Origin of the sequence: Xanthomonas vesicatoria ATCC 35937 (assembly GCF_001908725.1) — a bacterium.
Classification (GTDB): Bacteria; Pseudomonadota; Gammaproteobacteria; order Xanthomonadales; family Xanthomonadaceae; genus Xanthomonas; species Xanthomonas vesicatoria.
The window spans coordinates 898900-921760 of the sequence record NZ_CP018725.1 but is presented as its reverse complement, the minus strand read 5'-3'; the positions used below and the strand labels follow the sequence as shown (position 1 = coordinate 921760).

The 22861-nt window shown below is 62.9% G+C and carries 18 protein-coding genes and 1 tRNA gene; 18 read left to right on the top strand and 1 reads right to left on the bottom strand.

What is annotated here, in order from left to right; genetic code table 11:
• The first annotated feature begins 159 nt into the window (after nucleotides 1-159).
• From BJD12_RS04020 to BJD12_RS04010, 3 genes are read left to right on the top strand one after another with little or no spacing between them, the layout of a single operon-like run.
• Nucleotides 160-2346, top strand: a complete 2187-nt coding sequence (locus tag BJD12_RS04020) for a glucosidase family protein (RefSeq protein WP_005995892.1) — start codon at nucleotides 160-162, stop codon at nucleotides 2344-2346.
• Nucleotides 2343-3821, top strand: a complete 1479-nt coding sequence (locus tag BJD12_RS04015; RefSeq protein ID WP_005995894.1) for an MFS transporter — start codon at nucleotides 2343-2345, stop codon at nucleotides 3819-3821. The genes BJD12_RS04020 and BJD12_RS04015 overlap by 4 nt, the downstream gene beginning before the upstream one ends.
• Nucleotides 3821-5494 (top strand): alpha-amylase family glycosyl hydrolase, encoded by a 1674-nt coding sequence (locus BJD12_RS04010; RefSeq protein WP_005995896.1) that lies wholly within the window; start codon nucleotides 3821-3823, stop codon nucleotides 5492-5494. The genes BJD12_RS04015 and BJD12_RS04010 overlap by 1 nt, the downstream gene beginning before the upstream one ends.
• Before the next feature lie 132 nt (nucleotides 5495-5626).
• Here BJD12_RS04010 and BJD12_RS04005 read toward each other — a convergent pair whose 3' ends face one another.
• Entirely contained in the window at nucleotides 5627-6748 is a 1122-nt protein-coding gene (locus tag BJD12_RS04005; protein ID WP_005995898.1) for a LacI family DNA-binding transcriptional regulator, read from the bottom strand.
• Between the two features lie 325 nt (nucleotides 6749-7073).
• Here BJD12_RS04005 and thrS point away from each other — a divergent pair, with 325 nt between their 5' ends.
• The 15 genes from thrS to BJD12_RS03930 all read left to right on the top strand — a co-directional run bounded on the left by thrS (nucleotide 7074) and on the right by BJD12_RS03930 (nucleotide 22828).
• A complete protein-coding gene (gene thrS / locus BJD12_RS04000) occupies nucleotides 7074-8978 on the top strand; it encodes a threonine--tRNA ligase (RefSeq protein ID WP_005995900.1) in 1905 nt (634 codons plus the stop codon).
• Nucleotides 8979-9026: 48 nt separating this feature from the next.
• Nucleotides 9027-9569 (top strand): translation initiation factor IF-3, encoded by a 543-nt coding sequence (infC, locus tag BJD12_RS03995; RefSeq protein WP_070690874.1) that lies wholly within the window; start codon nucleotides 9027-9029, stop codon nucleotides 9567-9569.
• 239 nt (nucleotides 9570-9808) lie between these two features.
• Complete coding sequence (rpmI, locus tag BJD12_RS03990; protein WP_002811096.1) at nucleotides 9809-10006, top strand: 50S ribosomal protein L35; 198 nt, start codon at nucleotides 9809-9811, stop codon at nucleotides 10004-10006.
• Between the two features lie 10 nt (nucleotides 10007-10016).
• Complete coding sequence (gene rplT, locus BJD12_RS03985) at nucleotides 10017-10376, top strand: 50S ribosomal protein L20 (protein ID WP_003484828.1); 360 nt, start codon at nucleotides 10017-10019, stop codon at nucleotides 10374-10376.
• Between the two features lie 288 nt (nucleotides 10377-10664).
• Complete coding sequence (pheS, locus tag BJD12_RS03980) at nucleotides 10665-11660, top strand: phenylalanine--tRNA ligase subunit alpha (protein ID WP_005995904.1); 996 nt, start codon at nucleotides 10665-10667, stop codon at nucleotides 11658-11660.
• Between the two features lie 133 nt (nucleotides 11661-11793).
• Entirely contained in the window at nucleotides 11794-14172 is a 2379-nt protein-coding gene (gene pheT, locus BJD12_RS03975; RefSeq protein WP_005995906.1) for a phenylalanine--tRNA ligase subunit beta, read from the top strand.
• Between the two features lie 21 nt (nucleotides 14173-14193).
• Nucleotides 14194-14493, top strand: a complete 300-nt coding sequence (locus tag BJD12_RS03970; RefSeq protein WP_005995908.1) for an integration host factor subunit alpha — start codon at nucleotides 14194-14196, stop codon at nucleotides 14491-14493.
• Nucleotides 14474-14830, top strand: coding sequence for a MerR family transcriptional regulator (locus tag BJD12_RS03965; protein WP_005995911.1), 357 nt, complete (start codon nucleotides 14474-14476; stop codon nucleotides 14828-14830). The genes BJD12_RS03970 and BJD12_RS03965 overlap by 20 nt, the downstream gene beginning before the upstream one ends.
• 61 nt (nucleotides 14831-14891) lie before the next feature.
• Nucleotides 14892-14968: transfer RNA gene (locus BJD12_RS03960), tRNA-Pro, on the top strand.
• 470 nt (nucleotides 14969-15438) lie between these two features.
• Entirely contained in the window at nucleotides 15439-16137 is a 699-nt protein-coding gene (locus BJD12_RS03955; RefSeq protein WP_005995913.1) for a polysaccharide biosynthesis/export family protein, read from the top strand.
• The gene (locus BJD12_RS03950; RefSeq protein ID WP_074052462.1) at nucleotides 16119-17558 is read left to right on the top strand and encodes a GumC family protein; all 1440 of its coding nucleotides are present in this window, start codon (nucleotides 16119-16121) and stop codon (nucleotides 17556-17558) included. Before BJD12_RS03955 ends, BJD12_RS03950 begins: the two co-directional genes overlap by 19 nt.
• Nucleotides 17559-17802: 244 nt before the next feature.
• Nucleotides 17803-19257, top strand: a complete 1455-nt coding sequence (locus BJD12_RS03945; protein WP_005995917.1) for an undecaprenyl-phosphate glucose phosphotransferase — start codon at nucleotides 17803-17805, stop codon at nucleotides 19255-19257.
• 94 nt (nucleotides 19258-19351) lie between these two features.
• Nucleotides 19352-20641, top strand: coding sequence for a polysaccharide biosynthesis protein GumE (locus BJD12_RS03940; RefSeq protein WP_161793271.1), 1290 nt, complete (start codon nucleotides 19352-19354; stop codon nucleotides 20639-20641).
• The gene (locus BJD12_RS03935) at nucleotides 20638-21726 is read left to right on the top strand and encodes an acyltransferase family protein (RefSeq protein WP_005991621.1); all 1089 of its coding nucleotides are present in this window, start codon (nucleotides 20638-20640) and stop codon (nucleotides 21724-21726) included. The genes BJD12_RS03940 and BJD12_RS03935 overlap by 4 nt, the downstream gene beginning before the upstream one ends.
• Nucleotides 21704-22828 (top strand): acyltransferase family protein, encoded by a 1125-nt coding sequence (locus tag BJD12_RS03930; protein ID WP_228999673.1) that lies wholly within the window; start codon nucleotides 21704-21706, stop codon nucleotides 22826-22828. Before BJD12_RS03935 ends, BJD12_RS03930 begins: the two co-directional genes overlap by 23 nt.
• The last annotated feature ends 33 nt before the right edge of the window (nucleotides 22829-22861 follow it).

Sequence of the window (22861 nt, the reverse complement as noted above, 5' to 3'; positions counted from 1 at the left end):
GGCCATGAATACGTATGCAGGGGTGCGGAACGGCAAGGTGCGCGTCTACCATGGCGCCACGGCACCTGGGAGGGTCCGCGACCGTGGCCAGTTGTGCCGCGCACCACAACGCGTGCAACGAGGGAGGAAGGCCGACGGCGCAAGCCGTCTGCTGCTTCGATGCTGAAGATGATCTGCATGGCTGCAACGCTTGGCGTTGCGGCAAGCTCGCCGGCATTGGCCGATGAACTGGAATTTCAAGGGCGCCGCGCACAGGCGCAGGCGCTGGACGACGGCGGTTTCGTGTTGCGATGGCCACAGGGCGAGCGCCGCATTGCGGCGCAGCCGATGCGTACGCACACCGCCAGCCCGATGTTCGATGCCTTGTTCGCGTTGGCGCAGCAGGAGATGGCCGACGACCGTGTCGAGGCGATCCGCGATCCGGCCTTCAACGCCGGCAAGCCGGTGTCCTGCGAATGCTTCGAGACCGGCGAACGCTGGCCGTACGTGTGGACGCGCGATGTCAGTTTCGCCGCCGATCTGGCGTTGGCGCGGCTGGAGCCGCAGCGCACACGTCATTCCCTGCGCTTCAAGCTCTCCACCGCGCGCGATGGCCGTACGCCCGGCCTGTTTGTGGCGCAGGACACCGGCTCTGGTGGCAGCTGGCCGGTCAGCAGCGACCGGGTGGTGTGGTTTCTGGCCGCGCGCGGTCTGCTGGACGACAAGCCGTTTGCCGACGAGGTGTGGCAGGCGCTGCAGGCCACGCTCGCGCAGGATCGCGATGCGGTGTTCGATCCACAGATCGGCCTCTACCGCGGCGAAACATCGTTTCTGGACTGGCGCGAGCAGACCTATCCGGACTGGACGCGCGAGGACGTGCGCTTCATCGCCGAGTCCTTTGCGCTGTCGACCAACGTGTTGCATTACCAGGCGCTGCGCCTGGCCGAACAGATGGCGCGCCAGCGCGGCGATGCGCGTGCCGCGCAGTACGCGCAATGGGCCGACGCATTGCGGCAGGCGATCGATGCGCGCTTCTGGGATGCGCCCAGCCAGCAGTATGTGAGCTACCTGGGCAATGCCGCGCATCCGGTGCGCTACGCCAAGTTCGACCTGCTTGGTTTGTCGCTGGGCGTGTTGGCCGATGTGTTCCCGGTTGAACGCGCACGCCTGGCGCTACGCAATTACCCGGTAGTGGCCGGTGGCAGCCCGGTAGTGTGGCCACAGGAGGCCGCCCAACCGATTTATCACAATCGCGCCATCTGGCCGTTCGTCAGCGCCTATGCCTTGCGCGCGTCGCGTGCACTGGACGATGCGCCGCGCATCGCGTTGGAGTTGCAGTCGTTGATGCGCGGCAGCGCGCTGGCTGGCTCCAACATGGAAAACTACGAAATGCAGCGCCTGGCGGTGCACGTGGAAGAGGGCGCGCGCAGCGGCCCGGTGGTGAATTCCCCGCGTCAGCTGTGGTCGGTGGCGGGGTATCTGTCGGCGGTGCTGGAAGGCGTGTTCGGCTTGTCCGCCGATGGCAGCGTCACCCCGAAGTTGCCGCGCAGCCTGGTGCCGCTGTTGTTTGGTGCACGCCAACAGATCGTGCTGGAGCAGGGCACGCGCCGGTACGTGCTGCAGCGTCCGGCCGGCGACCAGGGCGAGTTGCTGGTGGCCGGGCATGTCGAGCAGCAGGGCCAGACCACGCAGGTGCAGCTGGCTGGGCGCAAGGCCGAGATGACGGCGCCACCGCAGCCGGGGCAGGTGTTTGCGCCGGCAACGCCGACGCCGCCCGAGGTGCAGGAGCACGCCAATCGGTATCGGGTTGCGATTCCGGCCGGCACGACGCTGTACATGGACGGCCGGGCGCTGGATGCCGCGGAGCATTACGCATTACCCGACGATGGGCTGCAGCATGTGGTCAGCCTCTCCAGGCGCGTGGATGGCCTGGAGTCGCTGCACAGTGCGTCGCTGACGCTTGGCCCATCGCAGACCTTGCCCGGTAGCCAGACCTGGGCATGGCAAGCCGCATCCACTGGTCTGCATCGCGTGTCGTTGCGGTATCGCAACGCCAATGGCCCGATCAATACAGGCGTCACTGCTGCGGTGAAGCGGCTGGTGCTGGAATGCCCGGGCAGGCCGCCGCAATCGCAGGTGATCGTGATGCCGCATGGCGTGGGCGAGCAGGTGTCCACACAGGTGCGCTTCGATGCCGTGGCGGGGCAGGCCTGCGTCTTTCGTTTGGAAGACGGTTTCAACATGAGCGCCCTGACGCATTTTGCCCAGTACAACGGTGGCCGTGGCGGTCGGGACGGTGTGGTCAATGCGGCGCAGGTGAGTGCATTGATGATCGGGCCGGCAGCTGACACGGAGGCCGCGCCATGACCGCCAAACCCCGCCTGAGCTTCTGGCAGATCTGGAACATGTGCTTCGGCTTTCTCGGCATCCAGTTCGGATTCGCGCTGCAGAACGCCAATGCTAGCCGCATCTTCCAGACCCTGGGCGCGCAGGTCGACGACGTGCCGGGGCTATGGATTGCCGCGCCGCTCACCGGGCTGATCGTGCAGCCCATCATCGGCTACCTGTCCGATCGCACCTGGACGCCCTGGGGCCGTCGGCGCCCATATTTCATGGTAGGCGCGGTGTTCACCACGCTGGCGCTGCTGGTGATGCCCAACGCACCGGTGCTGTGGATCGCTGCCGGCACGCTGTGGGTGCTGGATGCATCGATCAACATTTCGATGGAGCCGTTCCGCGCGCTGGTGGGCGACCAGCTGCCACCCGCGCAGCGCCCCACCGGCTATGCGATGCAGAGCTTCTTCATCGGTGTCGGCGCAATCGTGGCGAGCTTTCTGCCGTGGTTGCTCACGCGCTGGGGCTTTGCCAACACCGCACCGCCTGGGCAGCTGCCCGACAGCGTGCGCTATGCGTTCTACCTCGGCGCGGCAGTACTGTTTCTCTCGATCGCCTGGACCGTGCTGCGCACACGCGAATACAACCCCGCACAGCTGGCGAGCTTCGACGATGCGCATCCACCTGTCGCAACGCAAATGCGCAGCGGTGCGCTGCCCTCGCAGACATCAAGCGCTGCTTGGTGCGTTGCTGGCGTGTTGCTTGCTGCAGCCATCGCCTGGCAGCACGGCGACCGCATGCTATATGTGCTGGCTGGTCTGTGCGTCGCCTATGGCGCGTTGCTCGCGTTGACGCGTGTCCTGCCGGGTAGCAGCATGCTTGTGGTCATCGTGCAGGACTTGCGCAGCATGCCGATGACCATGCGACGCCTGGCCTGGGTGCAGTTTTTCTCGTGGTTCGCGCTGTTTGCGATGTGGATCTACACCACCGCCGCGGTGACGCAGGTGCACTTCGGCGCAACCGACACGGTCTCGGCGGCCTATAACGATGGCGCGAACTGGGTGGGAGTGCTGTTCGGTGCCTACAACGGATTTGCCGCGCTGGCAGCGTTGGTCATTCCGTTGCTGGTGCGTGCGATCGGCCTGCGCTGGAGCCATCTGTGCAACCTGTGGCTGGGTGCTGCGGGCTTGCTGTCGATGGTGGTGATTCGTGACCCGCAGTGGTTGCTGCTGTCCATGCTGGGGGTCGGCTTTGCCTGGGCATCGATTCTCTCGCTGCCGTACGCCTTGCTGTCCGATAGCGTGCCGGCCGCCAAGATGGGCGTGTACATGGGCATCTTCAATTTCTTCATCGTGATTCCGCAGTTGGTCGCTGCCAGCGCGCTGGGCTTCGTGCTCCGCGTCTGGTTGGGTGGTCAGCCGATCTATGCATTGGCCATCGGCGGGCTCAGCCTGTTGGTCGCCGGCATGTGCGTGGTGCGGGTTCCAGTCGTCTCGGGAGGGCAGTGATGCGTAGTGCGATGTGTGTGGCGTTGACGATGTACGCAGGCGTGGCGCTCGCCACGCCTGCGTCCAGGGAGTATTACGGCACCCTGGAGCCGTTCGCCGCCGATGCGGTGTACTTCGTGGTCACCGACCGTTTCGTCAATGGAGACACCGGCAACGATCATCGCGACCAGGGCGGTGCGCATCGCACTTTCGATGTGCCCACGCCGTGCGCCGACGGCAGCGACGACAACATTGGCTACCTGGGTGGCGACTTCAAGGGCATCGTCGATCATGCCGACTACATTCGCGACCTGGGATTTGGCGCGGTGTGGATCACGCCCATCGTCGACAACCCCGATCAGGCGTTCACCGGCGGCAAGCCGATCACCTGCGGCAGCACGCTCAGTGATCACGGCAAGACCGGCTACCACGGCTACTGGGGTGTCAACTTCTACACGCTGGACGAACACCTGCCCAGCGCAGGCCTGGATTTCGCTGGCTTTACCCGCGCCATGCATGCCAACAAGCTGAAGGTGGTGCTGGATATCGTAGGCAATCACGGCTCGCCGGCCTACACCATGCCGGAAGCGCAGCCCGGCTTCGGCAAACTCTACGATGCGCAGGGGCGGCTGGTCGCCGACCATCAGAATCTGCCGCCCGCGCAGCTGGATCCGCAGCACAACCCATTGCATGCCTTCTACAACACCGGCGGCGGCCTGGCGGAGTTGTCCGACCTCAACGAGAACAATCCGGCGGTGCTGGATTATCTGGCTGGCGCGTATCTGCAATGGATGGAGCAGGGTGCCGATGCATTCCGTATCGACACCATCGGCTGGATGCCGGACCGTTTCTGGCATGCTTTCGTTGCGCGCATCCGCGAACAACGCCCGGGATTTTTTATGTTTGGCGAGGCATTCGATTACAACGCCGACAAGATCGCTAGCCACACTTGGGCACGCAACGCCGGTGTGAGCGTGCTGGATTTCCCTTTGAAGCAGCAGCTGTCGGACGTCTTCGGCCATGCGCAGGCGGGTTTCGAACAACTCGCCAAACCATTGTTTCTGCGTCAGGGGCCGTATGCAAATCCGTACGAGCTGATGAGTTTCTACGACAACCACGACATGGCGCGGCTGGACGCCAGCGACACCGGTTTTATCGATGCGCACAACTGGCTGTTCACCGCGCGCGGCATCCCCGTGATCTATTACGGCTCGGAAATCGGCTTCATGCGCGGGCGTGCGGAGCATGCGGGCAACCGCAATTACTTCGGCGTCGAGCGCATCAAGGCCGCGCCGCAGAGCCCGATCTTCGGACCGCTGCAGCAGATCGCTCGGCTGCGTCGCGATACGCCGGCATTGCAACGCGGCCTGCAGGTGGATGTGCTGCTACGCGGGGATCAAGCGGCGTTTTTGCGGGTCTATCAGCATGCGGGCATCAACCAGACCGCGTTGGTGCTGCTCAACAAGGGCGAGGCGGCGGCAGACATCGAAGTGACGCGCTTTCTGCAGCCTGGCACCTGGCGCGACGCGGTGAGCGGCGAGCAAGTGCAGGTGCAACGCCGGCTACTGGCGCCAGTGCCGGCGCACGGCGTGCGCGTGCTGCTCTCGGATGTGCCGGTCGCCGACCCGGCCTTGCGCAAGCAGCTCGATATGCAGATGGCCGAGCAAGCCGTGCGCGACGCACGTGACAGATAAGAGTGCATCGGGCGCAATGCGACTTTATCGGTAACGCATCGTCGCGCCCGGTTGCGCTCCTGCGACGCATTTAATGGCCGCGACGGATCCCGCAGCCTGTCGTGCATCCGCGAACGATGTTCGAATCCCGAATCAACTCCTCACAGCCTCATCCGCGGTCCGATCCAGCACCGCGTTCCCGGTCGTCGAGCCGGACGGCCTCCAGCCCAATGGCGGCTGCAATCCGCTGCTGCGCGAGGAATCGCGCACTGCCAGTCGTACCGGGATCGTGCGGCTCTGCGCCGCTTCGCCACGGATCAGCGCGACCAGGCTTTCCACCAACAGCGTGCCGGCCTGCTTGGTGTCCTGCTGCACGGTGGATAAGGCCGGCGCAACCGATGCGGCCAACGCGATGTCGTCGAAGCCGCTGATCGCCACGTCCTGCGGTACGCGCAGGCCGCGTTCGCGCAACGCACGCATCGCACCGATCGCAATGAGGTCGCTGGCTGCACACACTGCATCGAATGCGTTGCCGCTGTCCAGCAACGCCAGGCATGCCGCATACCCGGACGATTCGGTGGTGATCGCATCAAACTGCAGTGCGGCATCAGCCACCAGATCTTGCTGCGCTAGGGCCGCAACGTGGCCCCGGTAGCGCTCTTCGAATTCGGGATAGTGATTGGACGCGTGGCCAAGAAATGCGATGCGTCGGCACCCCTGCGCCAACAGGTGCTCGGTGATGTCCAGCCCGCCCTGGTAGTTGTCGCTGCCGATCGAAATGCCCGGCTGGCCCGGCAATGCCGCGCCCCAGCGCACGAAGTGCGTGCCTTGTTCCACCAGCAGCTGTAGTCGCTGGCGCGATTGCTGGTAGTCGCCGTAGCCCAGCAAGATGATGCCGTCGGCCTTATTGCTGTCTTCGTAATCGGCCTGCCAGTCCTTGGACAGCTGCTGGAACGACACCAGCAGGTCGTAGCCCTGCAGCGCGCAGGCCCGCGTGATCGAGCCCAGCATCGAGTGGAAGAACGGGTTGATCAGCGAATCGTCGGCGGTGGGGTCTTCGAAGAACAGCAGCGCCAGCGTGCCGGCGTTGCGCAGCCGCAGCGAGGAAGCGTTCTTGTCGACCTTGTAGTTCAGCTCGCGCGCGATGCGCACAATGCGCTTGCGCGTTTCCTCATTGACCATCGGGCTGCCGCGCAACGCGCGCGAGACGGTCGGCTGCGACACGCCGGCCAAGTAGGCGATATCCAGCGAGGTGGCTTTACCCTTGATGGTCATGATCGGCAACGGCGGGACAAGTGGCCGGCATCATGCCACGCGCCCGCCGGCGCTGTGCCGCCGTGCGCAGTGGCCGCCTGATTGGTTTACCATTCACGTCCAAGACCCCTTGCGAGAAGGTGGCCCGCGCTCCGCGCCGGCCCAGCGTGCGACATGAGCACTACCACCGCCCACCGTTGACCCGGACCGGCCCCAGCGCAGCCAGCGCCCGCGTGCCGTTGTCCTTCGCAGCACTTCTCGTACATTCTTTCCGAGCCTGTCCAGCAGTGGGCAGGTCTCCCGTGGCAGCGGACCGCTGCAGCCAGCCCAGACCTCATTCTTGCCCATGATCAATATCACGCTCCCCGACGGCAGCCGCCGCGAATTCGAATCCCCCGTCTCGGTGATGCAGGTCGCCCAGTCGATCGGCGCCGGCCTGGCCAAGGCCACCATCGCCGGCCAGGTGGATGGCCAGCTGGTCGACGCCAGCGACGTCATCGACCACGACGCCAGCCTGCGCATCATCACCGCCAAGGATGCCGAAGGGGTTGAGATCATCCGCCACTCCTGCGCGCACCTGGTCGGCCACGCGGTCAAGCAGCTGTATCCCGAGGTCAAGATGGTGATCGGCCCGGTCATTGCCGAAGGCTTCTATTACGACATCTACAGCGAGCGCCCGTTCACGCCCGAAGACATGGCCGCGATCGAGCAGCGCATGCAGGAACTAATCGCGCAGGACTACGACGTGATCAAGAAGGTCACCCCGCGCGCCGAAGTGATCGAGGTGTTCGCCCAGCGCGGCGAGGAGTACAAGCTGCGCCTGATCGAGGACATGTCCGAGGACATCACCGCGATGGGCCTGTATTACCACCAGGAATACGTGGACATGTGCCGCGGCCCGCACGTGCCCAACACGCGCTTCCTCAAGGCGTTCAAGCTGACCCGCATTTCCGGCGCCTACTGGCGCGGCGATGCCAAGAACGAGCAGTTGCAGCGCATCTACGGCACCGCCTGGGCCGACAAGAAGCAGCTGGACGCCTACATCCTGCGCATGGAAGAAGCCGACAAGCGCGACCACCGCCGTATCGGCAAGGCGCAGGACCTGTTCCACCTGCAGGAAGAAGCGCCGGGCCTGGTGTTCTGGCACCCCAAGGGCTGGTCGCTGTGGCAGGTCGTCGAGCAGTACATGCGCAAGGTCTACCGCGACAGCGGCTACGGCGAAGTGCGCTGCCCGCAGATCCTGGACGTATCGCTGTGGCAGAAGTCCGGCCACTGGGACAACTACCAGGACGCGATGTTCTTCACCGAGTCGGAGAAGCGCACCTACGCGGTCAAGCCGATGAATTGCCCCGGCCACGTGCAGGTGTTCAACCAGGGCCTGCACAGCTACCGCGACCTACCGATCCGCTACGGCGAGTTCGGCGCCTGCCACCGCAACGAGCCCTCCGGCGCGCTGCACGGCATCCTGCGCGTGCGCGGCTTCACCCAGGACGACGGGCACGTGTTCTGCCTGGAATCGCAAATCGAAGCGGAAGTCACCGCGTTCCATCAGCAGGCACTGGCCGTCTACACCGCGTTCGGCTTTGACGACATCGAGATCAAGATCGCGTTGCGCCCGGAAAAGCGCCTGGGCGACGACGGCACCTGGGACAAGGCCGAAGCCGCGCTGCGCACCGCGCTGGGCGTGTGCGGGGTGGAGTGGCAGGAATTGCCGGGCGAGGGTGCCTTCTACGGCCCCAAGATCGAGTACCACCTCAAGGACGCGATCGGCCGCACCTGGCAGTTGGGCACGATGCAGGTCGATTTCATGATGCCTGGCCGCCTGGGCGCCGAGTACGTGGACGAAAACAGCCAGAAGAAGCATCCGGTGATGCTGCACCGGGCCATCGTCGGTTCGATGGAGCGTTTCATCGGCATCTTGATCGAACACCACGCCGGGGCCTTCCCGTCCTGGCTGGCCCCGGTCCAGGTCGTTGTCGCAAATATCACCGACGCCCAGGCAGACTATGTGGACTCGGTTCGGAAAACCCTTGCAAATCAAGGCTTCCGTGTCAACGCCGATTTGCGTAATGAGAAGATCGGTTATAAGATTCGCGAGCATACGCTGCAACGCGTGCCGTACCTGCTCGTCGTCGGTGACCGCGAGAAGGAAAATGGCGCAGTCGCCGTGCGGACGCGTTCGGGGGAGGACCTTGGGACCATGACGGTCTCAGCCTTCGTCGAACGCCTGCAGGCAGAGCAGGCAGCGTGAGCCAACCCCGGCCGGTCTGGATGATCCGGATGCGCCGGTTCGATTCCCCTGGGAGATTGCAATATCAGTACCCCTGACAACAAACAGAACCGCAAGAACCAAGAAATCCGTGTGCCGCGCGTTCGCGTGATCGGCAGCGACGGTGAGATGGTCGGCGTGTTGTCGCGCGACGAAGCGCTCGCCAAGGCCGAGGAAGAAGGCCTGGATCTGGTTGAAATCCAGCCGCAGGCCGATCCGCCGGTCTGCAAGATCATGGATTTCGGCAAGTTCAAGTTCGAGCAGCAGAAAAAGGCCAACGAGGCCAAGAAGAAGACCAAGCAGGTCGAGATCAAGGAACTCAAGTTCCGTCCGGTCACGGACGAGGGCGATTACCAGATCAAGCTGCGCAACATGCGCCGCTTCCTGGAAGAGGGTGACAAGGTCAAGGTCAACATCCGCTTCCGTGGCCGCGAAATGAGCCACCAGGAGCTGGGTCGCGAGATGGCGGCACGCATCGAGGCCGACCTGGGCGAAGACATCGTCATCGAGTCCCGTCCGCGCCTGGAAGGGCGGCAGATGGTCATGATGATCGCGCCGAAGAAGAAGATCTGATTCCGCACCGTGGTGGGCCTGACCGGGCCCGCCACGTCAGCGAGTCCATCGATTTGCAAGAATTCCCGGCAACGGGCATACTGCGCGGCCCGGTTTTGCCGGGGCGCCGCGCAAGCGGTACAGGACCTGTCCGGATCGTGTTCGATCAAGGACTTACAAGCAGGCAAGGGCAAGGATGGAAAGTGTGGTCGCAAGACTGCCGCCCGTGTCAGTGACAAAACACCATCAAGGACATTGCAATGCCCAAGATCAAGACCAACCGGGCGGCGGCCAAGCGTTTCCGCAAGACCGCCTCCGGCAAGTACAAGTGCGGCCACGCAAACCGTAGCCATATCCTCACGAAGAAAGCGACCAAGCGGAAGCGCAACCTGCGGCAGACGAATCACGTCCGTGCCGAGGACGCTGGCCGTCTTGACCGTATGCTTCCCTACCTCTGAGGACTGACCCATGGCACGAGTAAAGCGTGGCGTACAGGCGCGTCGCCGCCACAAGAAAATTCTGACCCTGGCAAAGGGGTATTACAACGCGCGCCGCAAGGTGTTCCGCGTTGCCAAGCAGGCGGTCATCAAGGCACAGCAGTACGCCTATATTGGTCGTAAGCAGAAGAAGCGTAATTTCCGTTCGTTGTGGATCACCCGCATCAATGCGGCTGCCCGCATCAACGGCTTGAGCTACAGCCGTTTCATGAATGGCCTGCTCAAGGCTGGCATCACCCTTGACCGCAAGGTGCTGGCGGATATCGCCGTGCACGACGCCGCCGGCTTTGCCGCGCTGGCCGAGAAGGCCAAGGGCGCGCTGGCTGCGTAAATGCAGGTCCCTCTGCAAGAGCCCGCACGCTGTATGTGCGAGTCCCTCGCAAGAGCCCGCACATCCATGTGCGGACTGCTTAAAGAGGCGGGTCATCGGATGTAGTCACACTTGGTGTGCATGCCTTCGGTGAAATGAGACGCAGAGATGCAGGGGGGAAGGGCGCGAGTCCTTCCCCTTTTGCGTTTTTGCGAAGCCACCAAGTGGGTGATGGCAGGTTGGTCCAGTGACAATGCGTTCCGGTGCACCCGGAAACACCGTTCGGTTAGCAGTTGAGGCGCAAGTGCAATGAGTGAGATTCAATCCCTGACCGAGCGCGCGCTGGCTGATGTCGCCGCTGCGCAGACGCCGGACCAACTGGAGGCCCTGCGGGTCGCCTTGCTGGGCAAGAGTGGCAGCGTTACCGCCCAGCTCAAGCAGCTCGGCACGTTGCCGCCCGAGCAGCGCAAGGCGGCGGGCGAGGCGATCAACCAGGCCCGGGATACGCTGAGCGCAGCGTTGTCGGAGCGCAAGACGACGCTAGAAACCGCGGCGCTGGACGCACGCCTTGCCGGCGAACGCATCGACGTCACCCTGCCGGGCCGCCGTAGCGAACGTGGGGGTCTGCATCCGGTGACGCGCACGCTCGAGCGCATCGTCGAGATTTTCGCGCGGCTGGGGTACGAGCTATCCGACGGCCCGGAAATCGAGGACGACTGGCACAACTTCGAAGCGCTGAACTTCCCGCCGCACCATCCGGCGCGCGCGATGCACGACACGTTCTATTTTGGCGACGGGCGCCTGCTGCGCACGCATACCTCCGGTGTGCAGGTGCGTTACATGGATGCGCACAAACCGCCGCTGCGCATGATTGCGGCCGGCAAGGTGTATCGCTCCGATTCGGACCAGACCCACTCGCCGATGTTCCATCAGGTCGAAGGCCTGCTGGTGGACGAGCATTCGAACTTCGCCGACCTCAAGGGCACCTTGTCCGAGTTCGTGCGTGCGTTCTTCGAGCGCGATTTCGAAATGCGTTTTCGCCCTAGCTATTTCCCGTTCGTGGAGCCGGGTGCGGAAGTGGACATCGCCTGGCAGCAGCCCGACGGCAGCATGCGCTGGCTGGAAGTTCTGGGCTGCGGCATGGTGCATCCGAACGTGCTGCGCAGCGTCGGCATCGACCCGGAGCGTTACACCGGCTTTGCCTTCGGTCTGGGCGTGGAACGTTTTGCGATGCTGCGTTACGGCGTCAACGACCTGCGCGCGTTCTTCGAGAACGATGTGCGCTTTCTCAGGCAGTTTGCTTGATGGCGGGGAATCGGGAATCGGGAATCGGGAATCGGGAATCGCAAGAGCCAAGCGCTCCGCTGGTCCCGGTCCGAAGGCCCGGCGCTCCCGCCTTTGCGATTCCCTATTCCCCATTCTCGATTCCCGGCTCCTCATGAAATTCTCTGAAAATTGGCTGCGTAGCCATGTTCCGATCCAGGCCTCGCGTGAGGAACTTGCCGCCACGCTGACGGCGATCGGTCTGGAAGTCGAAGACGTCACGCCCTTGGGCGAGGCGCTGGGCCAGGTGGTGGTGGCGCGCATCGTCGAAGCCGTGCGTCATCCTGAAGCCGATCGCCTGCAGGTGTGCAGTGTCGATGCAGGGCAGGGCGCGTTGCTGCAGATCGTGTGTGGCGCGCCCAACGCGCGTGCCGGCCTGGTGGCGCCGCTGGCGCTGGTTGGCGCGCAGATCGGCGAGCTGACCATCACCGCTGCCAAGCTGCGCGGTGTGGCGTCCAACGGCATGTTGTGCTCGGCCAAGGAGCTGGGGCTGGATAGCGATGCGTCCGGGCTGTTCGAGTTGCCGGACGATGCGCCGGTGGGTCAAGCGCTGGCGGACTATCTGGGCTTGCCGGATGCCAGCATCGAAATCAAGCTCACGCCCAATCGCGCCGACTGTTTCAGCGTGCGTGGCATCGCCTTCGACGTGGCCGCCGCGTGCGCCAGCGAAGTGGTGGCGTTCGATGCCGGTGCCGTGGCGCCGGTGTCCACACGCACGCTTGCGGTGGAATTGAATGCCGGCAAGGAAGCGCCGCGTTATTGCGGGCGGGTGATCGAAGGCATCGATCCGCTGGCGAAGACGCCGGTGTGGCTGGCCGAGCGTCTGCGTCGCAGCGGTGTGCGCCCAGTGTCGTTGCTGGTGGATATCACCCAGTACGTGATGCTGGAACTGGGTCAGCCGATGCATGCCTTCGATCTGGATACCTTGCAGGGGCCGATCGGCGTGCGTCGCTCGCGCAGTGGCGAGCAGCTGGCGCTGCTGGATGGGCGTCAGGTCACGTTGGACGATAGCTTTCTGACCATCACCGATGCCGACCGTCCCGTGGCGCTGGCCGGTTTGATGGGCGGGCTGGACACGCGCGTCACCGACACCACGCGCAACGTGTTTCTGGAGTCGGCGTATTTCGATCCGGCCGCGATCATGGGCCGTGGCCGCAAGTTCGGCCTGCATACCGATGCGGGCCATCGCTTCGAGCGCGGCGTGGATCCGGCGTTGCCGCCGCAAGCGATCGAGGTCGCCACGCGTCTGGTGCTGGAGCTGGCCGGCGGCACGCCGGGCCCAGTGGTCCACGCGCAATTACCGGAGCATTTGCCGCAGCCGGCGCGCATCCTGCTGCGGCGTGCGCGGATCGCGCGCGTGCTCGGTATCCAGATCGACGATGTCGAGGTTGTGCGCATCCTGAGCGCGCTTGGCATGCAGCTCGACGCAGTGTCCGAAGGCTGGCAGGTCGTCGCGCCGAGCCGTCGATTCGATATCGCCATCGAAGAAGACCTGATCGAGGAGCTGGCGCGCATCCATGGTTACGACCGGGTGCCGACCACGCTGCCGGGCGGCGCCAGCCGGATCGCAATGCCCAGCGAAACCCAATTGGACGAGTTGAGTGTGCGTCGTCAGCTGGTGGCGCGCGAGCTGCAGGAAACCATCAATTACGCCTTCGTCGATGCCGCTTTGCTGGAGCGCTGGCAGTTGACCGACGGACTGGTGCCGCTGGCCAATCCGCTCAGTGCCGAGCTGGCCATCATGCGCCCGCGCTTGTTGCCGGGCCTGGTCGCTACGCTAGGCCGCAACGCGGCCCGTCAGGCCGGGCGGGTGCGCCTGTTCGAACTGGGCAAAGTATTTGCGGCCTCCACACAGGCTGGCGATGCGCCGCAGGAATCCCAGCATGTTGCCGTCGCGGTGTGTGGCGATGCGTTGGCGTTGCAGTGGGGGGAACCCGCGCGCAAGGTGGACTTTCACGATGTGAAAGGCGACCTGATGGCGCTGGCCGCGGCCAGCGGTGCGGTGCTGGAATTTCAGCCCTCCAGCCAGCCGTTCGGGCATCCGGGCCGGTCGGCCGATATCTATCGCGAGGGCGTCTGCATCGGCTGGATCGGCCAGGTGCATCCGCGTTTGAGCAAGGCGATGGAGATCGATGTCGACGTGATCGCGTTCGAGCTGCAGCTGGCCCCACTGGTACAGCGGGCGCTGCCGCGCGCTGGCGAGCTGTCGCGGTTCCCGTCGGTGCGTCGCGATCTAGCCTTCCTGGTTCCGGAAGATGTGAGCTGGGCGGCACTGTCGGCCAGCGTGCAGACCACGGTCGGCCCGTTGTTGCGCGAGGTGCAGCTGTTCGATCGCTATGTCGGGCAGGGGGTCGAGCCAGGTTTCAAGAGTCTGGCTATGGGCTTGATTTTGCAGGATAACTCGCGCACTCTCACCGACCGGGATGTGGATGTGGTCGTGACCGATGTGGTGGCCGTGGTTGAGCGCGAGCACCGCGCCCGGATCCGGAGTTGAGGTGGTAATCAGGGGATTGGCATGGCATTGACGAAAGCGGAGATGGCCGAACGTCTGTTCGACGAGGTCGGTCTGAACAAGCGCGAGGCAAAGGAATTTGTCGACGCGTTTTTCGATGTGCTGCGCGATGCGCTGGAGCAGGGTCGTCAGGTGAAGTTGTCGGGTTTCGGCAACTTCGATCTGCGGCCCAAGAACCAACGGCCCGGTCGCAATCCCAAGACCGGTGAGGAAATTCCGATCTCGGCCCGCACGGTGGTGACCTTCCGCCCAGGCCAGAAGCTCAAGGAACGGGTGGAGGCTTATGCTGGATCCGGGCAGTAATCGCGAGCTACCGCCGATCCCGGCCAAGCGCTACTTCACCATCGGTGAGGTCAGCGAGCTGTGCGACGTCAAGCCGCATGTGTTGCGCTACTGGGAAACGGAATTTCCAAGCCTGGAGCCGGTCAAGCGGCGCGGCAACCGCCGTTACTACCAACGCCACGATGTGCTGATGGTCCGGCAGATCCGCGGCCTGCTTTACGAACAGGGCTACACCATCGGCGGCGCGCGTCTTCGGTTGGAGGGCGACGGTGCCAAAAGCGAGTCCGCGTTGAGCAATCAGATCATCAAGCAGGTGCGCATGGAGCTGGAAGAAGTGCTGCAGCTGCTTCGCCGCTAGGAAAACGTTTCATAAAGCCGCTATAATCGCAGGCCATCCTCGCGACGGGATGCAGCATCTTCGGGGTATAGCGCAGCCTGGTAGCGCACTAGTCTGGGGGACTAGTGGTCGTCGGTTCGAATCCGGCTACCCCGACCAAATATCAAGCCCATGTCCGACCGACATGGGCTTTTTGTTGCGCCGCAACATTGCATTTTTGTGTCCCGGCCGCGCTCGCTCGATATGCGGATCGGCATATCGCACTGCAGCATGAACCGAACGCCAGCGCCCAGTTTCTGCGCTCCAGTTCGGTATGGACTTGGATCACGGAACGATGCTAAGTGTCCGAAATCACTCCAAATCATTGGCTCCAGATTAGAACGTGGATCACGGTTTGTTAACGCGGCGACGACGAACTTGAATCAATAGGCCAACGCCGTCAAAAAAATGGCGTGCCGCGTCTTGCGATGCGATCTTTCTGTGCCATAGTGCAGTGCAACACGTCATACCTGTCGTGATCCCGATGTTCCTGGGATGAATTTCTCTGTCGTACGTTCTTGCTGGCGTGTTGGCCGGTTGAATGCTGCGCGAGCTCCTGTCCCACCCAACCGAGGCAGCCAGCCACACGCATGAAGAAACTGATCGGACGATTTTGCCAAGGCCTCAGCCTGGCGTTGATCTGCTCGATGGCCCTGGGTGCTTGCAGCACCGGGAAGGAGATGGCGTCGTCGTTGCCTCTCCCCGATCCGCTGGCAATGTCCGCGGTGCAGCCCGAGTATCGACTCTCCCCAGGCGACCTGCTGCTGGTCAAGGTGTTTCAGGTCGACGATCTGGAACGGCAGGTCCGCATCGATCAGAACGGCCACATTTCGCTGCCGCTGATCGGCGACGTCAACGCCGCCGGCATGGGTGTCGGTGAGCTGGAAAAGATGGTTGCCGATCGCTACCGCGGCGGCTACCTGCAGAATCCGCAGGTGTCGGTGTTCGTGCAGGAATCCAATGGCCGTCGCGTGACCGTGACCGGCGCCGTCACCGAGCCCGGCATCTACCCGGTGATCGGCTCCAACCTGACGCTGCAACAGGCCGTGGCGCAGGCCAAGGGCGTCAGCACCGTGGCAAGTCGCGGCAATGTCATCGTGTTCCGCATGGTCAACGGGCAGAAGATGATCGCGCGCTTCGACCTGACCGAGATAGAGAAGGGTGCCAACCCTGACCCTGAAATCTACGGTGGCGACATCGTCGTGGTGTATCGCTCGGATGCGCGCGTCTGGTTGCGCACCATGCTGGAACTGACCCCCTTAGTGATGGTGTGGCGCGCTTACCGATGAGTATGAATTCCGACAATCGTTCCTCGCCGTCGCAGCGTCATGGGCATCTCGAACTGGCCGACGTCAGCTTGCTCGACTACTGGCGTGCCCTTGTGTCGCAACGCTGGCTGATCATCATGATCACGATCGCAGCGGTGCTGCTGGCGCTGGTGATCACCTTCCTGATGCCGGAAAAGTATCGCGCCACCAGCACGCTGCAGATCGAGCGTGATTCGCTCAACGTGGTGAACGTCGACAATCTGATGCCGGTCGAGTCGCCGCAGGATCGCGACTTCTACCAGACCCAGTACCAGCTGCTGCAGAGCCGTTCGCTGGCACGTGCAGTGATTCGCGAAGCCAAGCTCGACCAGGAGCCGGCGTTCAAGCAACAGGTCGAGGAAGCGCTGGAAAAGGCCGCGGCCAAGAACCCGGAAGCCGGCAAGTCTGTGGATTCACGCCAGGCCATCATCGAGCGCAGCCTGACCGACACCTTGCTGGCAGGTCTGGTGGTCGAGCCCATCCTCAATTCGCGCCTGGTCTACGTCAATTACGATTCGCCGGACCCGGTGCTCGCGGCCAAGATCGCCAACACCTATCCGAAGGTGTTCATCGTGAGCACGCAGGAGCGCCGCATGAAGGCGTCCTCGTTCGCGACCAAGTTCCTTGCCGAGCGCCTGGAGCAATTGCGCGACAAGGTCGAAGACTCGGAAAAGACGCTGGTTGCATACTCGACCGATGAGCAGATCGTCTCGGTGGGCGACGACAAGCCGTCGTTGCCTGCGCAGAACCTGACCGATCTCAATGCGATGCTTGCATCGGCGCAGGACGCGCGCATCAAGGCCGAGGCCGCCTGGCGTCAGGCCTCCACCGGCGACGCCATGTCGTTGCCGCAGGTGTTGAGTAGCCCGCTGATCCAGACATTGCGCGGCGAGCAGGTGCGCCTGACCAGCGAATATCAGCAGAAGCTGTCGACCTTCAAGCCGGATTACCCGGAAATGCAGCGCCTGAAGGCACAGATCGAAGAGTCGCGCCGGCAGATCAACGGCGAGGTCGTCAACGTCCGCCAGTCGCTCAAGGCGACCTATGACGCGTCGGTGCATCAGGAGCAGTTGCTCAACGAACGCATCGCTGGTTTGCGTACCAACGAACTCGACCTGCAGAGCCGCAGCATTCGCTACAACATGCTCAAGCGCGACGTCGACACCAACCGGCAGCTCTATGATGCGCTCCTGCAGCGCTACAAGGAAATCGGTGTGGCGAGCAACGTCGGCGCCAACAACGTGACCATCGTCGACACTGCAGATGTGCCTACGTCGAAGACTTCGCCGAAACTCAAATTGAACCTCGCTTTAGGCTTCATCTTTGGCGTATTCCTTGGATTGGCCGTGGCGCTTGTGCGCTACTTCCTGCGGGGCAATGGGCCGGAAACGCGATTGAACTGACATCGTGATGTTGCAAAACAGTGGTTAATTAAAGTGACAACCGATTCAGCGTAGAAAAAGTGGGATCCCGTATGTTTCGGGCTCCCTCGTTTTGAAAGTTTGTCTCTGTTGAAACAAAGGGCTGTCGAGTGATCTGGGGTCGGTAGGTATTACCGCGGTGATCACTCGGCGGAGATGATTGAAAGCTCGCGTGCGATTCGTATGTTCCCCCGCATGCGCCGTATCGAGTTTGGAGGACATCCCCATGCTTTTGGCAGACTTGAGTAGCGCGACTTACACGACATCCTCGCCGCGATTGTTGTCCAAGTACTCGGCAGCAGCTGACCTGGTGCTGCGTGTGTTCGACCTGACCATGGTGGTCGTGTCGGGCTTGATCGCATACCGGATCGTGTTCGGTTCCTGGGTGCCCGCGGCCCCATATCGGGTCGCAATCGCCACCACCTTGTTGTACTCGGTGATCTGCTTTGCACTCTTCCCGCTGTATCGCAGCTGGCGCGGTCGCGGACTATTGAGCGAGTTGATGGTGTTGGGCGGTGCCTTTGGCGGCGTGTTCGCGCTGTTTGCGGTGCATGCGCTGATCGTGCAGGTGGGCGAGCAGGTCTCGCGCGGCTGGATCGGTTTGTGGTTCGTCGGTGGTCTGGCGTCCCTGGTAGCTGCACGCACCTTGCTGCGCGGCTTCCTGAACCACCTGCGTGCTCAAGGCGTGGACGTCCAGCGCGTGGTGGTGGTTGGCCTGCGTCACCCGGTGATGAAGATCAATCACTACCTGAGCCGCAATCCGTGGGTCGGTATGAATCTGGTTGGCTACTTCCGTACGCCATACGATATCGCCGTGACCGAGCAGCGTCAGTCGCTGCCGTGTCTGGGCGAGCCGGACGCGCTGATCGACTACCTGAAGGAAAATCAGGTCGAGCAGGTGTGGATTTCGTTGCCGCTGGGCGAGCGCGATCACATCAAGCAGCTGCTGCAGCGTCTGGACCGTTACCCGATCAACGTGAAGCTGGTGCCCGATCTGTTCGACTTCGGTCTGTTGAATCAGTCCGGCGAGCAGATCGGCAATACGCCGGTGATCAACCTGCGCCAGGGCGGCGTGGACCGCGACAATTACTTCGTGGTCGCCAAGGCCCTGCAGGACAAGATCCTGGCTGTGATCGCGCTGATGGGTCTGTGGCCGCTGATGGCTGCGATTGCCGTCGGTGTCAAGATGAGCTCGCCGGGCCCGGTGTTCTTCCGCCAGCGTCGTCACGGCCTGGGCGGTCGCGAGTTCTACATGTTCAAGTTCCGCTCGATGCGCGTGCATGACGATCACGGCACCACCATCCAGCAGGCGACCAAGAACGACACACGCATCACCCGTTTCGGTGCGTTCCTGCGTCGCAGCAGCCTGGATGAATTGCCGCAGATCTTCAATGTGCTGGGTGGCAGCATGTCGATTGTGGGGCCGCGCCCCCATGCCGCGCAGCACAACACGCACTACGAAAAACTGATCAACCATTACATGCAACGCCACTACGTCAAGCCGGGTATCACCGGTTGGGCGCAGGTCAACGGCTTCCGCGGCGAGACCCCGGAGCTGCGGACGATGAAAAAGCGTATCCAGTACGATCTGGATTACATCCGTCGCTGGTCGCTGTGGCTGGATATCCGCATCATCGTGCTGACTGCCGTGCGCGTGCTCGGACAGAAGACCGCTTACTGATGACGGCGGGGAGCGTGGGACCTGGCGCGTCAGGCGTCGCGGGCGGCTGCAGTGCAGCCGACTTTCTCAAGCGGGTGTGTGCATGCTGATTCGAATGAGCGAGGAAACCCGCGTTCGTTGGCATAACCTGCTGATTGAACTGACGCTGCTGGTCGGCGTGGGCTATAACCTGGTGCTGGCACTGATCAATGCCAACGTGTTCACCGTGCGTCCGGTGATCACCTATGCCGTTGAATTCATGGTCTACGCGGCGTGCTTTTTGCTGGGTCTGGGCTCGCTTAGCCGCAAACGCATTGCACTGATCGTCAGTGGGCTTGGGTTGATCGTCCTGTTGATGTTCGTGCGATTCCTGGTGAACTGGCAGATCGATCCGAAATTTTTCCGCGATGCCCTGGTGGTATTCGCGTTTGTAGTGCTGGGCTCGGCGTACACCGGTTCGGTGCCCAAGTTGTTCATCCGCATGACCATCATCGTCTCGCTGGTTGCCGCTTTTGAACTGGCAATGCCAAGCGCCTATGGCGATCTGGTCAACCCGAAGAGCTTCTTCGTCAACGCGCGCGGCATGAGCGCCGAAGGGTTCTGGAACGAAGACAGCAACCTGTTCGTCAGCGCCACGCGACCGGGTGAACGTAACTTCCTGCCGGGGTCAAATCTCCCGCGTGCCTCTTCGATGTTCATCGAGCCGGTGACGATGGGAAACTACATCTGCTTTTTTACGGCCATCGTGCTGGTGTTCTGGCGTTGGATGCGGCCGGCGGCGCTGGTCCTATCGGTGGGTTTGATCGGCTTCATGATCGTTGCCTCGGATGGACGATTGGCGGCCGGTACCTGCGTGTTGATGGTGTTGCTGACGCCGCTGTTGAAACGGCTGGATCAGCGACTGGCATTTCTGGTGTTCCTGCTGGTGATCATGAGTGCGTGGCTGCTGGTGTGGGTCACCGGGATCACGGCATATCAAGACACCACCATGGGCCGGGTATTTTTCACCGTTTACTCGATGAACAACCTGTCGTTTGAGTCCTGGTTGGGGCTGGATTTTGCGCAGGCCTACCGTTACTTCGACAGCGGCATTTCGTATTTCATCGCGTCGCAGTCGATCGTCGGGGTGCTGGCATTCCTGTTGTCGTATTCGTTCCTGTTGCTGATGCCCAGCAAGGAAGGTCAGCTATTTAAGAATCTGGCCATCTTTGCGTTTGCGCTGAGCCTGTTGGTGTCCAACGGCTACTTCTCGATCAAGACCTCGGCGCTGTGGTGGTTCGTGTGCGGCTGCCTGTGGCATATGCGCCCGACCTGGTCTGCGTCGGCAGCCTCCACTCCTTCGATCAAGGATGATCCAACGGCTGATGGCGCGCAGCTGCCATTGCCTGCGGGAGCGGGGCGATGAGCGCGGCGGTGGCGCCGTCGTCGATTGCGTCTGATGCGGGCGTTCGGATCGCAGCCGGTGGAAAGGCGCGCGATCCGCGGATCGATGCGGCCAAGGCGATCGCGATCTTGCTGGTGGTGTTCTGCCATGCCAAGGGCGTGCCGCATGGCATGACTTTGTTTGCGTACAGCTTTCACGTGCCGCTGTTCTTTTTGGTGTCCGGGTGGTTGTCCGCCGGCTATGCGTCGCGTACCACGGGACTGGACAGACGCTCGGTGAGCAGACACGCGCGCAGTCTGCTGGTGCCGTACATCACGTTCTATCTGTCGGGCTACGCGTACTGGCTGCTGACCCGCAACATCGGCGAGAAGGCCGCGCGCTGGGGAAGCCACCCATGGTGGGAGCCGATCGTTTCGCTGTTCACCGGCATCGGTCCGGACCTGTATGTGCAACCGCCACTGTGGTTCTTGCCGGTGATGCTGGTGACCGTGCTGAGCTATTTGTTGCTGCGGCGCGTCCTGCCGCCGCTGGCGATTGCAGCTGCGACATTGGTGCTGGCCTGGTTCTGGATGAACTGGTTCCCGGCGCAGGGAGTGCGGCTTTTTTTTGGACTCGATGTGCTACCGGTGTCGTTGTGCTTCTACGCGCTGGGTGCGTTGTTGATTTACGTGTCGCCACGCCTGCCGACCTCGCTGCCGGTCAGTGCGCTGGTGACGGTGGCATTGGCGGTTGCAGTTGCATGGCTGGCACAACGTAACGGTCGTATCGACGTCAACATGCTTGGCTTCGGGCGCGACCATGCCGTGTTCTTGCTCGGTGCAGTGCTTGGGTCGTTGATGGTGATCTGTGCGGCGCGGCTGGTGCAGAGCTGGGCATGGGTGCAGTGGATTGGCCGCAACACCTTGCTGATCCTGTGCACGCATATGCTGGTGTTCTTCGTGCTGTCCGGGGTTGCCGCGGTTGCGGGCGGATTTGGTACAGCGCGGCCGGGCCTGGGTTGGGCGGTCTTCGTGACGGTGTTTGCGCTGGCTGCCTGCGTGCCCATGCGCTGGGTGTTGATGCGCTTTGCCCCCTGGACCCTGGGTGCGCGCGCGGTGGCGGCATGATCGGCACTGCGGCATGACGACTGCGCCGTCTCTCTCGCAAGCCGCTTGCGCCAAGGTCGTCGCGACTCCCGGCCGGACGCCTGCGCTGGCCCGCGATTGGCAGATCGACGCGGCAAAGGCGCTGGCCATCGTGCTGGTGGTGCTGGGGCACGCGAGTGGCATGCCGCCTGCCTACAAACTGTTTGCCTACAGCTTCCATGTGCCGTTGTTTTTTGTGCTCTCCGGCTGGGTCGGCGAACGTTTCGGGCGTCGCGGCTTGAATGTGTCGACGGTGCAAAAGCTGGCGCGGACCTTGTTGGTGCCGTACCTGGCGTTTTTCCTGGTGGCCTACGGGCTATGGCTGCTGACGGCCGTGCTCAATCATGCGTTTCAGCAGGCCGGCGCGCGGGCTTGGTGGGACCCGTTGCCTGGCGTGCTCTGGGCCAATGGCGCGCGCCTCTATGTGCTGCCGGCCTTGTGGTTTTTGCCGGCGTTGTTTGTCACAACGCTGACCTACATTGCACTGCGTGCGCGGTTGAGCACCACGGCGGTAGCCGTGCTCAGCTTGCCGGTGGTCTTGGCATGGGCGGGATGGTTTCCCTCGTTGCAGCTGCGCTTGCCGCTTGCGTTGGACGTGCTGCCGATTGCCTTGTTTTTTATTGCGATGGGTGGCTGGTTGTCGCGCTTTGCCGATACGCTGCGCGCGTTCGGGGCATGGGTGTGGGCGGTGGCGCTGCCCTTGATCGCAATGGCGTGGTGGTTGCTGGCCGGTGTGAACGGGCAGGTGGACGTAAACAACCTGCTGTTCGGGCAATCGGCTGCCTTGTTCCTGCTGGTGAGTCTGCTGGGCACTGCAATGACGCTGTGCGTTGCGTATTTCGTCCGGCACTGGCAGTGGCTGCAATGGGTCGGTACTAACACCTTGCTGATTCTGTGCACGCATACGCTGGTGTTTCTGGTGCTCACCAGCGTGGTTGCGCGCACCGGTATCATCGATCGCGGCCTCATCGGCACCCCAGCGTGGGCGATGGGGCTCAGCGCAGTGGCGATTGCCTGCGCGGTACCGATGCGCGCGGTGCTGGTGCGTAGCGCGCCATGGATGTTGGGGTTAAAGAAGCAATGACGCAGTTCAAGAATCATCAGCTGTCGCGGCACC